Here is a 15892-nt window from a genome sequence, read left to right as displayed (position 1 = left end):
ATTACACATTACATTTTTACACCACCGGATTTCTTCAACGGGCGAACTGTTTTTTGTTCCTGTTCTTTTGTCGGAGCATTCTGGCCTTGTTTAACGGGTTCTTTTACATTCTTCAGGCTTTCGTCTGTTTTGCCACCGTTAACCGCCACTTGTGTACGGCCCTCATTGACAGGGGTAACTTCTTTTGCCGTTGATTTGGCATTGTCCGGATTCCAACGGTAAAAATTGAGCTTGCTTTCTTCGACATTGGTTTTTACATAGGCATTGAACAACTCTCCTTTTCCATCGGTCATGCCCTTCACATAGATCGTCTGCCCGGAGCGCAGCGAGTTTTGTTGTTCAGGAGTCAGGTCCACACCTTTTAACTTTTGAGGTATCCTCAGCTGTTGTTCTTCCCTTTGGGATTGCCCCTGTCCGTCCTGTGCCTGCCTGTAGCGGTTCCGGTCTAATCCCTCATAGCTGAAGTCCAGCGATCCTTTTGCGGCATTAAACTGGACATAACCGTCGAATAGCCTGTCATTCTTTGAGGTCATGCCTTCGATCAGGGTCTTTTTTCCCTCGTATAACGATTGTGATTGTTCGGGGGTAAGGGTTACTCCTTTCAGGGTTTCATTGAAGCTGACTTTGTCGACTGAAATAGCTTCTAAACGGTTGGTTAATTTATCCAGCGAAACGAATGAGGAAATCTTTTCTCCTTTATCACCTGTCAGGTCAATAATTCTTCCGGCATTGTATGTTTCAAGCAGGTTCTTCTTGTCTTCATCCGTGAGCATAGCCCCATGAAACGGGGTGTCCAGGGAAGGAGCTGATTGAAAGCTGTCTGCTTTCAATCGGATAGATCCATCGGGATTTTCCTCAAAGGACAATCGTGCCTGTACCTGAAATGAAATACCTTCGAAAGTAGGATTAACTTGTATCAGGTTGGGGGATTTATGCCAGTTGAGCATGGCTTTGAGGTTGCCTTGTTCTTCCAGCAACTCACGGGTGACTCCGAGTTTTTCCAGTTGTCCCCAATTGATACGGCTTTCGTCTACGGGCTTGTATTCGGTAGTCTGGTCTTGTGTTTTCTGTTGTTTGTTGAAGTCGTCCGGATTAACACGGCTTTCGAATAAAAAGACGGAATTACTCTCTTCGTCTTTAAACATCTCTTTTAAGGCAGAAGCGATATTTTCAATCTTCTCTATCGGTGAGCGGAAGAAATTGAAATGGGTGGGATCTTGAAATTCCCGTTTGAGGTTAGAAAAAAAGTTTTCCAGAATACCAGCCTTTTCATTTATCCGGATGAATTGCCCCTGGTTTGCTTCTGTAGGTTCTACGGCTTCAAGATTGCCGTTGGTATCTACACCTTTTACTGCTTTTACGTTATTGGTGTCATTTTTGTTGACGACCAAAAGCGTTTCTTTGTTTTTTAATTTTTCGTCCATGATTTATTCGTTTAATTATTGCATCAATAGTAATGCTGGACGAAATTAGAATGAATCCTGTCAATTTATGAAAGAGCAGAATGAGGTGGTAATAAGTGGCGTTAGAATGGTAGTGTATGACTTTTATATTTGTGAGCAGGCTTTTGCTAAAAATACTTCATTTCTTTCCGGTATACATACTTTGAGATTGAGTAAATTGTATATATTAATCATGAAGTATACCAGTATTTCACTCAAGTGGTATACTTTTTAATCTGGTTTATTAAATTTTTTTTTATAACTCCCTTATTTTATGGGGAGAGAGATTCTCAAAAAAAAGAAAAAAGTATACTTGGAGTGGTACCCTCTAAAATGAAATGCTGGTATACATTTGGGGTGAAATAAGCATTTACATATAAGATTATTGAAATTTAAACTATATGTAATGGGAATGAGTGGAAAAAAACCAAAGAAATAATACTCCGCGAAACGTTTAAACTGTTTTTGGCAAAGACATATGAGCAACGGAAAATCATTAAACCAATATAAACAACTACCTATATAGACACCAAAATATTCTCCAGATCCAACTGGATACTTTAATATTGCGACCCTTTGTTTGCTAATCAAACAAAGTTTGATTTAGTTTTTAATGTCATTTGTTTGTTTTCAGTCCTCTTACAAGTTAAATTTCAAACATTATTAAAATACAATTTGGATTGTATATGTATTTTTTTTAATATTGTGCAATAATTAAAATGTTAGCGGTTAGAGAAAGGGGGATGTTTATTGCCGCATTATATAATCGTTTTCTTGCGATGGCATAATGCAAGCGAGTTTACCTTATGCTCTTTAGTTTAACGAAAACGTGAAATTAATTCTTATTCATGAGAAGTGTTCCCTACGCTTTCCATCCTATTCTGAAGAGCGTCTTTCTATTTATTCTTTGTTTCCTTTTCCATACGGTTTCGGGACAGATTAGTCATGGAGGCAAGCCTCTACCACTTCATGCCAGCTCAGGGGCAAGGTCGGCGGGTCCCTTGGCTGCCCTTTTTGTGGAAATGCCTTCATTCAACATCCAAGCGACATTACGACAATCCCAACAGGGTCATGCAAATCTTAAAAGTTTAGAGTTTGCCCATAAGTTTCATACATTTCTTCGACCCGAGAACTCAGGTATCATCTTTACCACAGATAATATGAAAGTATGGCGTGTAGGAATCCGCTCTAAAGACGCCTACTCAATAAATATCCTCTTCTCTAAATTCAGATTACCTCCGGGGGCACAATTGTTTGTCTACAACACCGACCAGTCGGAGATATTGGGATCATATACTGAAAGAAACAACAGTGAGTTAAACATGCTTCCCGTTCAGCCCGTCGGAGGTGATGAGTTAATCGTAGAATACCAGGAACCTTTGCAGCCCCTATTCACGGGACTAGTCGAGATAGGTGAAGTAAATCACGATTTTACTGGTTTATTCAGAGCGACCGAACCAGATGATCCCGCACAAGGCTGCCATCCCAATCTGGTCTGCTTCCCCGAAGACATTCAACCGGGAAGTGGTGTGGTGGGATTAATCATAAATGGGACAACCTACTGCACAGGAGCGCTTGTGAATAATACATTGGAGGATGCCACTCCTTACCTGTTGACCGCCACACACTGTCTCAACAACAGTTATTTCTTCGAAAAGAATGACTATTATAACAAATGGCAAAATTTCGGTCAAAGCGAGAATTGGCTTTATGATAAAGTAGCGGGCAGCATCGTTGCATTCTTCAATTACAATTCACCGTTGTGCGATATCGATATCCGCGGCCCGTTACAGATGACCATGGCTTCGGCCGATTCGGTACTGATTAGCGAAAGGCATGATATCTCCCTGCTCAGATTGAAAGAGATCCCTCCGGCAGAATACCAACCCTATTATCTGGGATGGAATGCCGGCTCTTCTCCCTCAGCACCGTTCCATGGCCTGCACCACCCCAACGGAGGGATCAAGAAAGTGGCAATAGACGAAGACCGGCTACGCCTCGGTTCGTTTACTCTTCCCAATAATTACCAGGCAGAACCCAACTCCTTTTGGGAAGTAGGGGGATGGGACAACGGAGCCACAGAAGGGGGCTCCTCAGGATCACCCCTGCTGGACAGGGAAAAAAGGGTATTGGGGACACTTACAGGCGGTATATCGATGTGTTCATCTCCCAGAGGTCCGGATTCTTATGCCTCTCTCTCCAAATTCTGGAACGTGGAGGGATCACTCGATAATTCGAATCCGATCAGCTATTATCTTGCTCCTGAGGGGGCACAAGCCACACAGACAGGAGGCTTTAATCCCTATATCCGGGAACCTTACACAAAAAGCCACAACTTCAACCCGGATGACGAGGCGGTGAAATCCCATTTTCAATCGGTTCCCCTGTTCGCAACCAACAATACTTTCGGGTACACGGAGTTTGCAGAGCAGTTTTACGCTAAGACTGGTGTACCGCTACAGGGAGTCTTTCTCTCTTCCGCATCCACCAGTCATATCCAGAATATGAACATACGGATCAGGGTTTATTCTGGGGAAAACGGCCCGGAACGACTTCTTTACGAACAGCCCTACAACTTTAGTTTTGCGTATTTCAGCAATACCGACGACTTTCCGGTCGCCCCCCGCAATATGAGGCATAGTGTAGAAAACTATATCCGGTTTAACGAACCCGTATCCGTTTCAGGTACATTTTATATTTCCTATTACGATGTAAGCGGAATACCTTCCGGCTTTGCCGCATTCAATGCGGAACCCAGAAAGGCCGGGGCGGGGCTTGTCTCCACGGCATGGATGAAAAACGGGTTAGGATGGGTAAAATCGTCGGAGAATATTGAAAACCCGGTCAACACCACTTTACTGATCGCACCTTATGTAATTGGCAATATTTCTACATCAGTAGAATCAGAAAAAGAACAACCCAAACTGGTGGTCTACCATTCCAATGAAGTAAAACGAATATTTATCGAATCGAATTATGAATTAATCGAATGGGAAATTTTCTATTCTTCAGGGATAAAAGTTCATCAAGAAACAACCGATATCAGTATCAATAGAGCATCCTATTCATCGGCAAATCTGGCCAAAGGAGTCTATATAGTAAAAGTCAGAACCAGAGATGGCACAGTCTCGTCAAAGAAAGTACTGGTAATATAAACGTCCGTCCTACGATTGGAATCTGTCAACAGTCGAGCCGTTCTTTCGGGTAGAAGTGTAAAAGGTCGGAAAATAAAGTAGATGGTACTACTTTATTTTCCGACTTACACGATTAATAAATTACTAGTAAAACTCACATTTATTTCACAAAAGTACCAATATATTGCGTTGAGCCTAAATCTACAATAAGGTTATACGTCCTTCCTTTAGTCAAACTCGAAATATCTATGCCACAATAACCCGTTCCATTAACATTAAAACTATAAAAAATATTGGTTCCTTCAATGTATACCACAGCCTCGTCATCCCAGTTATAAACGATTACATCAATTGAAGACTCATGCTTGGTTGCTTCCGTGTAATAAACATATGCAGGGCGCGTACCTGTATTTAATCGCATATAGATGGGAGTACCGGCTTGGATGTCAATGTTGACTTGGATGTCAGTGTTGGCTTCGTTGTTACTACCGGAATGTGCATTTAGAACAGACGTTGAAGAGTAAAATAATAGAAACGTCATTAAAAGATAAACGATACTTTGCTTTTTTGTTTTCATACTAATAAAATTTTAAATTATAATCTAACAGTACTTTATGATAAGAATGTATTACGGTACAAAATCAACAGGTATTATTACAAGAATAGATCCATCTACTTCATGCGCCACCAAATCTCCGCTGAACAGCATTTCTGTCCATCTGCGGGAATCTTCTTCTTCATCAATAACTCGTTGGGGGTTATGAGTATCCGGAATGATATCTTCAATCGTATAAACACGAATATCGTTGCCATTATATTTACAGTTATGCCATCCATCCGGAATACCGTGGTTTTCTTTGAGCGTGACCCTTAATTCTTCCACAGATTCGCCGGTAATAAACGGATTTTTGAATTCAATAATATAACTGTGTTCACTTTTTCGTTCCCCATTGTCTATAATGCCAAATCCGAACGAATGACCCAACTTGTAACCTGATTTATATTCTACAGGGATGCCACTTCCATTCGTAAATGATAGAACCTCCATCGGGCAGGTCTTTAAAAAGTCTTCTTCGTTCAGGTTCAGAGAAAAATAATCAACTTTGTCAAAATATGAAATACTTCCATCCTTATCGAAATATAAAGTATTCCCTTCCTTATCAACATATTGAATTCCTATTCCTTTTGCATACCCAAATACGGCTTCATTCTTGTCACATCCGAACAGGAAAGGGAGCAATCCGGCTAATAATATTCCATTAATGAATTTGTTTCTAAATTTCATAGTTTCTTATTTTCCACGAATGGAAGAAGAAGATGTCAATATGATTCCGTTACTCAATTCGATTTCAACTTTTGCATAATTTCCATTCGAGAAGCTTTCCTTGTCAATTCCGTCAAAAATAAAATGAGCTTCAGCAAACACAAGGGGATTATCGGACAAGTATTCTTTTATGGTTGTTCCTATCTTAATTTTGCCTAACAGTTTTTTCTCAGAATTGATGATAATATTTTCTCCTACTTCCGAGTGGGAATTTGGATTGCTGACATAAAAGAAACGTGCCTGGTCTGTTATATCAGATATGAATGAACCGTTCTTATCATACATGGTGATGCGAATAGACTTGCAAGCCTCTGTTCTGTATTCTACAGGAATAGGCACATCGCCAGTGTACTTGTCATTATCAGGATCAAGAAAGTTTGCAAGTTGCAGCTCAATCGCCTTGTCTCCATCGATGGAATAGTGGTGAGGTGTGGAATAGCCTGGTTGTACTTTGAGAGCACTTGTTACAAAGATATGTAAATCTGCGCATGTGGTGTCAATGATGTTTGGCAAATAATCATTGTGATAGGCTATTAAACTCTCAGCCGGCCGATGAATGTAATTCAAGTGCCATCCATGATTTCCAACTATTGTATCGTTTTCGCCGCTGCAGGACATCACTAATATCGCTGTAAACAAATAAATAAAAATTCTACCTGAAGTCATAATGAATTTTCTTATCGTATTTATATTCTCTATCCAAATATGTCCATGTTGCGTCCGGATAACTGCTGAAAAGGCCATTGTCGTTATCTCCATCATATCCCCAATTCATAAGCAGGTATTCTCCCGTACTACTTTGTTCTTCGTAAATAACATCATATTCACTGTTAATATTATATTTTGCCCTCAACTGGTCAAAAGTATCATAATACTCTGATTCGTGCATCCAGTTTTCAGTGTATTCAAAATGTTTTCTTGTTATATAATAACGTGTCTTGGTCGCAAGTCCATCAATTATCCATGAATGCCCAAATTTTTGACCAGAAGCATCCTTACGGTAAGCCGTTATGTTTACCGGCTTGGAATTCTGTAAGTTATTTTTTATTTTTTGGTAATTGTAGTCTGACTCCGTGCATGTAAGATTGTAGTTGGAAAGGCCAGAATTGGAGATACTGGCACCACTTCCATTTCCAGAATATTTCATATTTAGCCTATTGCCTATATCCAACATCAAATCTCCAACATAAGTTGTATTACCAGAACTGTTACGACGTAAAGCCATATCATTCCACCGGGTGGAACTGGATACAAAATTCGACCGCGAAAAACCAATATTTGATGTTTCTCCTGATATGGATGTAGACGATATAGATATATTATGATACAATCCCGTCGGTTTACCAAGAAAGTTATGCATATAGTAAATAATTTGTGCTACAGATACAGCGGTACACCCGGTTGGACACTGTGAGTTGCCATTGCTGGTATCTATCGGAAGTTTGCTGTTCCATGGAAATCCTTGCCCCCATTTTGTGGATATCAAAGGAGGTATCACTATGTTAGAAGTCTCACGATCAAAGTAAGTATAAGACACAACAGCCCATTTGTATGTAACCGATTTTGTCGTTTCCAAGTCAACTTTTGGCTTATTCGGAGAGATTTTGGACCACAATTTCGTGTATTCGTTTTCTGTGACCTTATTGTTTGTTTTAATAGATAGAGTATCACCCGATTGGAAAACTCTGAGTGCATCAGCGTAGCTGTCTATCCATGTCATTAAATTTTCATTGGTAGAGGATTTTAAAGGCATTCCTTCATCAGATTCTGCAATGATTGGATTTATTCTTTTGTCACCTGCAATAATAGTCCATCCTTTGTTGTGATTGACTATATACAGGAGTGTGTCTCTATTTACCTCGAACGCTTCAATTTTTGAACGCTCATTATATTGAAGTACCTTTAAAAGATTCTTTGCGTCGTCCAAGGTTACTTTATACAGAGTTTCATCTTGATTGGACAGATTTGTTATTTTCTTATCCGAATCGCCAATAGATATATCTCTTTCCATATCATCAGTATATAGCAGATTATCCATCTCACTACAACTTGTAAAGGAGCTCTGTAATAAAATTGCAAACAAGAAAGCAAGTCCGATTGTTGATAGGTTTGTTTTCATACTAATAAAATTTTAAACTATAATGTAACAGTACTTTAAGATAAAAATATATTACGGTACAAAATCAACAGGTAGTATTAAGCTAATACCTTCACCGCCATCCGCAGCCACCAAATCTCCGTTATACAGCATTTCTCTCTCTCTGCGATAATCTTCTTCTTCATCAATAACACGTTGGGGATCATTTTGACCCGGAAAAAGTTCGTCAATTGTATAAACACGGATGTCTTTGCCATTATATTGGCAGTTATACCATCCATCCGGAATTCCGTTTTTGTCTTTGAGCGTAACCCTTAATTCTTCGACAGAATCTCCGGTAATAAACGGGATTTTATATTTAATGATATAACTGTACTCACTTTTTCGCCCCTCATTTTCTGTAATGCTAAATCTGAAGAAATAACCTGTCTTGTAATCTAATCTATATTCTATAGGGATGCCAATTTCATTCGTAAATGATAAGATCTCCATTGGGCATGTCTTTAGAAAATCTTCTTCGCTTATATTCTTTATCTGCGAATAATAATCATCTTTGTCAAAATATGAGATACTTCCATCCTTATCGAAATATAAAATATTCCCCTCTGTATTAACATATTGAATTTCTATTTCTGGTGTATATACATATACAGCTTCATTCTTGTCACATCCAGACAAGAAAGGGAGCAATCCGGCCAAAAATATTCCATTAATAAATTTGTTACTAAATTTCATAGGTTCTTTTTTTTAAAGTTATCTGGCAAGGATAGCATACTCCTTATTATATCTAAAATTATATTCTGAAGGTGTCGTACTTTGATCGTTAGGGCCTAAAAAATTAGGGCGTACTTGTGTGTTAAAGCTCCCGCTTACAAAATATCCGTCACATCTACCACCCCACCCCCAGTTACAATGCACGTAGTCGGTAATAGCACCACTACTATTATACCGTATTCTTCTTACTCCGTCAATGATCCAGGCATGCCCGTCTTCGTATGTATATATCAAACCTAAGAATCTATTCGTCCTATTGGCATGGCTTCTTGCCATAATAAGACAATTTGGGTTTTGAATGAGTGCATTGCTAACCGCAAGAACATTATAGTCTTTTAAAGATGTTGATGATGAAAGACTACACCAATTTTTTAAATATTTTACAGCATCTCCCGTATCCCCACCTGTTTTCCCGTCACTCTTATAGTCAGCATCTAAGACTACACCTAAAAAGCGCGTCAAATGAGAAACCTGGATTGCAGATTGAAGATGGTTTTGTGATGTTTCATGAAGCCTTCCATAACCACCAAGATTTTCCTCACTGTTCGTAATAATTTGACTCCAATTTATTACACTTGATCCGTATGAATTATTGTGTTGCCATTGCACAGACCCTACTGTTTGAAAATGACCTAATGCCTGTGCAGCAGCTATCATTACACATCCGGCAACGCCATTAGGAGCAAACTTATTATAAGGTGCACCTTGGCTCCATTTTGTCCTCAATCTAACAGGAAGATCTAAAACGACAGTTGTAGAAGAGCCGGATGAACCGCCGCCACCACCGCCGCCATTGTCTTCAAACATTTCCATTTCTTGCATTTGCATCTCCATTGCTTGATCCAAAAACATTAGAAATCCATCATTCTTAACTCTCGAGAGAGTATCTAAAGACAACCCCCCTTCATCGATAATAGCAAGGACAGGCGTAGTCCGCTTATCGCCGGACACAATCCCGAATCCTTGATCATCATTAAAATTAATCAGGTAGAATAGTGTCTCCACATCATCAGGTATTTCATAGTCATAATCTGAAGAAGATCTTAAGGATGGAGTGACTTTGTAGGCTTGAATATCCTTGATTGTCCTTTGGGATGTGCTTCGCACCCCGTTTGTAGAATTAGAATCAAATTGATCTAAAAAGGACATCAACGTTTCCTTAGCTTCATCTTCTGAAACTTTGAACATGTTTACGACAGTGCCGTCTTCCGGATCGACACTTATTTCATTAATAATATCATTGCTACATGCGATAAATTGAGCAATGAAAAAAACAACGAATAACTTGTATAAATTTCTCATAAGAATTTTTTTAAAGTGTTTATTACTCTATATACTAATCACATATTCTTATAGAATATACAAATATAAGCAATATATATTGCATAAATATATTTAATGCCAATTACCCTGCATGAATAACCTCTAAATTATATTTTATTTATAATAAATAACAAAAAAATGCTTTGTAAAGATTAACAATTTAGAATTATAAATACATCCTAACTATTAAGATGGGTGCTGATGGCTCTATTTCCTGAATATTTAAACAACCTTTTCATAGAAATGATATATTTTGTGTGACGTTACGGCTCCTTCGTTGGGTTTTACGTTCCAATCTTTTAGAAGATCAAAAAAAGGATTTACCCTACAATCCATTCAAACATAGAATACAGCCCTGTTCTTCTATACAGGCATTAAAATCTGCTTTTGAAAAACAGGACTGTTACTTTCGGAGCCTATCTTTAAAGGTAGAGATGATTGCACCTGATTCAGATCAATAATAAGACGATATAACTACCACGGTTGACGTTCTATGCGAAAACCCGATGGAGGTTCACCATATAAACCTCTTTGTTGATTCATTTGTCTTTGCAAATCCAATCTTTCTGCTTCTGTAAGAATTCTACCGTTATAATAAACTTTGGTGTCCAATTCAGTCCAAAGATCAGTTCGTGCTATATAAGGCGCATAAAAATTATTCAGGAAGTTTTTATCGATCTGCGAAAGATGATAATTTTTGGCTATTAGACCTCCCCCTGTTTTAGTTATTGTATTAAGTCCATTCTTACTGTATGCTTTGGAAGATGCCAATGTTATAGAGTTATAGTCAAAATTCCCCAACATCGTATAGTTTTTGTCTTGTTTAGTGAATTGAATTTTGCAACCGTCCTTCACATTGTTCAAGTTAATACTAACATAACTGTCCCTATCTTTTCTCATTTGTTCATTGAACATACCGGCAGCATTACAAAAAGCATGCATCAAAAAAGCAATAACTTCTTCATCCGTATATAGACTCGGATTATCAAAGTCACGCGGAACAAAAATCTTCTGTTCACCACCGACTAAACCAAAACTGCCACTACCCTCGTTATTACCGTTTGAATATCCAATAAAAACGTTTGGAAATTCAATATGGCCTGGTTCATAATATTTCGGGTCATTTTGTGAATTGTAGAACCTCACATTAGTTTCGGTTTCAATTTCATCTACTGCAGCATTAATAGCATCCCTCACTCGTGAGCTAAGGACTGCAGTCTTCAACCTGATCATTGTCCAATACTGCGCCGGATACGACCCCCAAATCCCGGCAGCTCTAGTCTGCGGCTTGAATGGATTATCGAAAACGCCCCAACGGGTTGGGACATCTTCAGCTATAATATCGTTCCAAGAATCCTTTCGTTGCTCTGGAAGAAAAATATCTCCAGTTTTTTCGAGATTCTCTTGCTGTTGAGGTGATAGCGTCGCGATAAAATCGAGAGCATCTTTATACTCAACTTCACCAGTTGCGGAGAGATCATCCAAAGACTGATAATCTTCATCCGAACAGGAATACAATATACCTGCGAATACTAAAAGGGTTACAACCCATGTTCTAAATAATGTTTTCATACGCTTAATAGTTTAAAAATTAAACAACTCATTGACGTTCTATATTAATTTGGTTCAATTGTTCTACTCGTAATAGTCCATCTTGATAAGCCTCAATCGAAATCCCTAAATCTTTGATATCATTTTCAGAAGCATCAAGAAAGTAAATCTTCTTGTTTTCATCGTATTGAATTAAACCATGAAGAATGATATCCTTGTTAGTTTGATATCTATAAAGTGCTTCTTTGTCAGATTCAATAGATACTCTCTCTTCCGGAGGTAAAATATCCGGATCTTCACGAGGCAATTCATCCTTACAAGAAAATACAAATCCTACCACTATGGCAATAAGGAAATACTGAATTCTATTTTTTGATTTCATAGTAAAATAATTTTTAATATACGCGATTAATAATAGCCGAAACAGTCTCAAATTTTCCTTTAACAACGAGTCTTTCTGAATCATTTTCAGGAGAAGTAAAAGAATAATATCCGTGACTAACTTTTGATTGAGAATCAATACTTTCTAAAACTAACTCGCCATTTAAAGGTATAGGAACATCAGAAGTACTAGATATTGCATATGCCATACCATCTGCATCTTCAACGAGAATTTTATCTCTATTTTCAGAAAAATAAGGTATTACATCTCCCCAGTATAAAGATTCGACATCCAGTTCCTTATAAAAATCGATTTGACACGGTTCGTTAGTTTTGAATTGGTTGTCTTTAGTATATACATAGAAGTTAATCGAATACGAGGGTTCTCCGGATATTTCAGGTGACAATCTTACCAAGAAATGAAATACATTATAATTCTCAAATAGTCTCATGGACGAAGGATATCCTTTGTAATTCCAGGCCCACCAAGTTGACTCTTTATAATCCTTACCGTTGATTGTTGCAGTGCCAACTATTTTTTCGTATCCTTTAAGTTCATTCTCACATCCGCACATAAAAGTGGAAAGCATGAAAATCCAAACAATGTGTTTTATTATAAATCTATATTCACTCATAATATTATATATTAGTTACGTACGTAAATGTTACCGGTATAAACTGAATTGCCCTACTATTATAATTCAACAATATTAAAGTATATCTGTACACCTGATTATTAGTAGAATTATTTTTAATATAATCTAATTCATCTTGAGGAAGTATATTTTTAATTAGTGGGCCTCCACTACGAGCATCTATAACATTAGAAACACTAATGGGTCTTAGAACCATTGTGGTTGTAGCCATCCACTCTCTTTCCTTGTATTTTTCGGGGATATTTGCTCTATAAGAAATGTATAATCTGGCTGAATTATATAAATACTTCGTTTTATTCTCTTTGTATAATACACCTTGTGCATCGATATATAAATTTTGATTCTCAGCAACATATACATCTTGTGAATTTATTTCAATATGTTGCAGTGCCGATTTATTTCCAAGAGCATCAATTACTTCCAAATACACAATAACTTTTTCATTTTGTCCTCTTAACTCTATTTTCAAGTTAGGCGCATCAGTCTCAAGCCAACGAATTTCCCGGTTAGGGTATTTCACTCCCCAATTATATTTTAAAACTCCATTAAGACTTGATAAATGATCTTTAAATTGAGTATCAATACATTCGGTATTTATCTCATAACCACCAGGCTCATGTGAAGCACTAAGTATAAAACGTGGCATTCCAACCATTATCATTTGACTATATGATTGCCCCCCATGTTGGGCTTTAAGAGTGATTATACCAGTACCTTTAACTGTAAGGATACCGCTTGAGTTAATCGTCGCAATGGAAGTATTGCTGCTACTCCAGGTTACACTTCCTGTCGTATTCGATAAGCTATATTTTGCTCCATTACTACCAACTTTAGGTCCCACAATTGAAGTAGATAGCCTTTGAGTGATCCAGTCCATAGCATCATCCGTAAAAATCGAATGTGAACGAATGTCCGAGTGTGTAAAGTAATTCTCTCCAAAAGGGGAGGATGTTCCTTGAGGCGGTGAAAGGAAATTTGCAGGAATGATATTTATACCATCTCCATAAGCTAAAGCACTTGAATTAGGCACAAACGGAATGCGCGGAGTAATTTTTACATCATAACCAAAATCAAAAATAAGAGGAATACCCATTTTATCTTTCTCTGTAATAGGTAAGCCCTTATTATCTTGCATTAGTCCATAATATGAACTTGGATATGTATCATAAAAATGTGATCCTTGATAGCTCCTATCGTAAGAAAACAGATTCTTTGATATGGGGACGATCCACAAAAATGTTTTTTTGTATTGCATCCTGATTCGAGTTACCAAGTCACCGCTCGCTCGTGCAGGATATACATTAAAGGTTACATCAAGTCCGGTTCTTCCTGGCAATACAGTGAGAAGTCCGGCTACAATGTCATTTAGTCCAATGCCAATTGCGAGTCCTAAAATACTTCGCAAGAATGTATTTCCTCCTACGCCTCCAGAAAAATTAGTTTGTAGATAATATGGAGGAACATTAACCGGTCCATAATTCCCATTCGAAATTGCAAGCATCTTAAAACTTGTTCCCAAATCTCCTTTCGGAAAACCCAGCGTTTTCAGCTCATTTTGCCAATGAGCATGTTCCTGATTGTTGTAGTTACCGGCAGGGTCTACAAAGTGTACTAACATTTGTTGAGCAGCAGTTGAATAGGCCATTGATTTACCGAGATTGATATATTCTTTTGCAGGGGTAAATTCGGAGAGAAGCGCATCCAATACATTATGTCCATCTAAAAAATCAAGGATCCCATGAAAAGCGTAAAGTACTCCTAAAGGAACATGCGCCCCGAGATGCGGCGAATCATAACTTACGTAAGTCGAAACTTGATGTCTAACACCTTGGTTTTCCATTGTTTTAAGTGCATATCTTGCTACTAATCCACCCATACTATGGCCAATTATAACATTTGGCTCATTCCCGGATTTACGACTATTAACCCATTCTATTACACTTTTTAGTGTATAAGAATTGGCTTGGATGTATTCTTGTGACTTAACCCAGTCTACATAAACAATATCATAACCATAATTCTTATTTAAATCATAAATATTTGGATCAGTCGCAGTCCTATTAAAGTTCCAACTTCCTTGCGGAGTTCCAGCATCAATCCGTGGATCGAATCCTTCTACTATGATTAAGGGCTTCTTAAGAGAGTAGTTCCCCGGAGCATAGCTGACTGTTATTTCAGCAGAAGTGGATATTCCACGGTAGTTTTGACCTTGGATGGTTGTAGTAAGATTAGCAACTAAACTATTTGTCGTGGCACGTGTTTGAATTTCTGAATCTAAGTTTTCTACTTGTATAATAGTATGAGCAGATAAAATTTGACCATCTTGTAATGTTGCTCTTATGGCAATTTTATTGGCTCCAGATTTCAAACTTGCTTTTACTTTTTCATTTGGATTGATATTTTTATAGCCTGTACCAAAATCAATTTCCATATTTTTTATGTTGCAATTTGTAAGAAATAATGCGGAGGGAAGAGTAAAAGTCACATTCGATTGTTGAGTTGAAGTTTCCAGACAAGATCCTGCAAATACATATTCTAACTGATATGGACTTTCTGCCTTATTAGTATTGTATACTTGTCCATTCTCATATCGAATAATTCCGTCGGTCAAAGCGGTTGCTTTAATTCTGGCATATTCATAAAGCATAATTCCCAGAGTCAATTCCCCCGAATTATTTTTCTTAATGTTTTTGATAGAGTTTTCAAAACCCTCTAAGGGGTCTACTTTTACTGCAGAAGAGCTAATAGTTTTAAGTAAGTTCCCAAAGCGTACTACTGTTCCGATATTATCATCGTCCAGTGGGACTTTACCGGTAAAAAGATCAAGATCTTCATATTCAACCGCATAATCTCTTAGCAGACCCTTTGGGACAGAATTTCTGTCTAAATGCTCAAACATGAAGTCAAGAGATTTGCGCATGTCATTGCTTTGTGGGAATTCTTGTCCATATAGGGAGAATGCCATACAAAGACTGATCAAGATAGTCAATAAAACTACCAATTGATGTTTCTGGTTAAGTGTTTTACTGTAATTCATTGCGGTAATTTTTAAATTTCTAATCAAGTATTCTTATAGCACATATAAATATATACAATATATATTGTATAGATGCATTTAATATCAATTTTGTTGCTTAAATAGTATCCAAATTGCACTTTATTTGTAATTATTAACAAAAACAACTTTGCAAAGCTTAACAATTTAGAAT

At 37.6% G+C, this 15892-nt stretch carries 12 protein-coding genes; 1 reads left to right on the top strand and 11 read right to left on the bottom strand.

Annotated elements, in window-relative coordinates:
* Window positions 1–8: 8 nt before the first annotated feature.
* Window positions 9–1424, bottom strand: a complete 1416-nt coding sequence (locus KDN43_RS06915) for a DUF4099 domain-containing protein (RefSeq protein ID WP_238869061.1) — start codon at window positions 1422–1424, stop codon at window positions 9–11.
* 866 nt (window positions 1425–2290) lie between these two features.
* Between KDN43_RS06915 and KDN43_RS06910 the strand changes: the two genes are divergently transcribed.
* Window positions 2291–4597 (top strand): T9SS type A sorting domain-containing protein, encoded by a 2307-nt coding sequence (locus tag KDN43_RS06910; RefSeq protein WP_238869058.1) that lies wholly within the window; start codon window positions 2291–2293, stop codon window positions 4595–4597.
* Window positions 4598–4736: 139 nt separating this feature from the next.
* Here KDN43_RS06910 and KDN43_RS06905 read toward each other — a convergent pair whose 3' ends face one another.
* The 10 genes from KDN43_RS06905 to KDN43_RS06860 all read right to left on the bottom strand — a co-directional run bounded on the left by KDN43_RS06905 (window position 4737) and on the right by KDN43_RS06860 (window position 15720).
* On the bottom strand, window positions 4737–5153 hold the full coding sequence (locus KDN43_RS06905; RefSeq protein ID WP_238869056.1) for a hypothetical protein: 417 nt from the start codon (window positions 5151–5153) through the stop codon (window positions 4737–4739).
* Window positions 5154–5204: 51 nt separating this feature from the next.
* Window positions 5205–5861, bottom strand: a complete 657-nt coding sequence (locus KDN43_RS06900) for a hypothetical protein (protein WP_238869054.1) — start codon at window positions 5859–5861, stop codon at window positions 5205–5207.
* Window positions 5862–5867: 6 nt separating this feature from the next.
* Entirely contained in the window at window positions 5868–6566 is a 699-nt protein-coding gene (locus tag KDN43_RS06895; RefSeq protein ID WP_238869051.1) for a hypothetical protein, read from the bottom strand.
* The gene (locus KDN43_RS06890) at window positions 6553–8019 is read right to left on the bottom strand and encodes a C10 family peptidase (protein WP_238869050.1); all 1467 of its coding nucleotides are present in this window, start codon (window positions 8017–8019) and stop codon (window positions 6553–6555) included. The genes KDN43_RS06895 and KDN43_RS06890 overlap by 14 nt, the downstream gene beginning before the upstream one ends.
* A 51-nt stretch (window positions 8020–8070) precedes the next feature.
* Complete coding sequence (locus KDN43_RS06885) at window positions 8071–8733, bottom strand: hypothetical protein (RefSeq protein ID WP_238869047.1); 663 nt, start codon at window positions 8731–8733, stop codon at window positions 8071–8073.
* 18 nt (window positions 8734–8751) lie between these two features.
* The gene (locus KDN43_RS06880; RefSeq protein WP_238869045.1) at window positions 8752–10074 is read right to left on the bottom strand and encodes a C10 family peptidase; all 1323 of its coding nucleotides are present in this window, start codon (window positions 10072–10074) and stop codon (window positions 8752–8754) included.
* A gap of 495 nt (window positions 10075–10569) precedes the next feature.
* A complete protein-coding gene (locus tag KDN43_RS06875; protein ID WP_238869043.1) occupies window positions 10570–11667 on the bottom strand; it encodes a M12 family metallopeptidase in 1098 nt (365 codons plus the stop codon).
* Window positions 11668–11695: 28 nt separating this feature from the next.
* Window positions 11696–12028, bottom strand: coding sequence for a hypothetical protein (locus tag KDN43_RS06870; protein ID WP_238869041.1), 333 nt, complete (start codon window positions 12026–12028; stop codon window positions 11696–11698).
* A 13-nt stretch (window positions 12029–12041) separates the two neighbouring features.
* Window positions 12042–12662 carry a hypothetical protein gene (locus KDN43_RS06865; RefSeq protein ID WP_238869039.1) on the bottom strand — a complete coding sequence of 207 codons (621 nt, stop codon included), beginning with the start codon at window positions 12660–12662 and terminating at the stop codon, window positions 12042–12044.
* 4 nt (window positions 12663–12666) lie between these two features.
* A complete protein-coding gene (locus KDN43_RS06860) occupies window positions 12667–15720 on the bottom strand; it encodes a lipase/acyltransferase domain-containing protein (protein WP_238869037.1) in 3054 nt (1017 codons plus the stop codon).
* Between the last annotated feature and the right edge of the window lie 172 nt (window positions 15721–15892).

Source organism: Proteiniphilum propionicum, assembly GCF_022267555.1.
In the GTDB taxonomy this organism is placed as follows: domain Bacteria; phylum Bacteroidota; class Bacteroidia; order Bacteroidales; family Dysgonomonadaceae; genus Proteiniphilum; species Proteiniphilum propionicum.
Note: the sequence above shows the minus strand (reverse complement) of the source record. Positions and strands in the feature narration are given on the sequence as shown.

What these genes read in the sequence shown, in the direction of transcription:
- KDN43_RS06915 (WP_238869061.1), bottom strand. Translation starts at nt 1,424, where the DNA reads ATGGACGAAAAATTAAAAAACAAAGAAACGCTTTTGGTCGTCAACAAA.
- KDN43_RS06910 (WP_238869058.1), top strand. Translation starts at nt 2,291, where the DNA reads ATGAGAAGTGTTCCCTACGCTTTCCATCCTATTCTGAAGAGCGTCTTT.
- KDN43_RS06905 (WP_238869056.1), bottom strand. Translation starts at nt 5,153, where the DNA reads ATGAAAACAAAAAAGCAAAGTATCGTTTATCTTTTAATGACGTTTCTA.
- KDN43_RS06900 (WP_238869054.1), bottom strand. Translation starts at nt 5,861, where the DNA reads ATGAAATTTAGAAACAAATTCATTAATGGAATATTATTAGCCGGATTG.
- KDN43_RS06895 (WP_238869051.1), bottom strand. Translation starts at nt 6,566, where the DNA reads ATGACTTCAGGTAGAATTTTTATTTATTTGTTTACAGCGATATTAGTG.
- KDN43_RS06890 (WP_238869050.1), bottom strand. Translation starts at nt 8,019, where the DNA reads ATGAAAACAAACCTATCAACAATCGGACTTGCTTTCTTGTTTGCAATT.
- KDN43_RS06885 (WP_238869047.1), bottom strand. Translation starts at nt 8,733, where the DNA reads ATGAAATTTAGTAACAAATTTATTAATGGAATATTTTTGGCCGGATTG.
- KDN43_RS06880 (WP_238869045.1), bottom strand. Translation starts at nt 10,074, where the DNA reads ATGAGAAATTTATACAAGTTATTCGTTGTTTTTTTCATTGCTCAATTT.
- KDN43_RS06875 (WP_238869043.1), bottom strand. Translation starts at nt 11,667, where the DNA reads ATGAAAACATTATTTAGAACATGGGTTGTAACCCTTTTAGTATTCGCA.
- KDN43_RS06870 (WP_238869041.1), bottom strand. Translation starts at nt 12,028, where the DNA reads ATGAAATCAAAAAATAGAATTCAGTATTTCCTTATTGCCATAGTGGTA.
- KDN43_RS06865 (WP_238869039.1), bottom strand. Translation starts at nt 12,662, where the DNA reads ATGAGTGAATATAGATTTATAATAAAACACATTGTTTGGATTTTCATG.
- KDN43_RS06860 (WP_238869037.1), bottom strand. Translation starts at nt 15,720, where the DNA reads ATGAATTACAGTAAAACACTTAACCAGAAACATCAATTGGTAGTTTTA.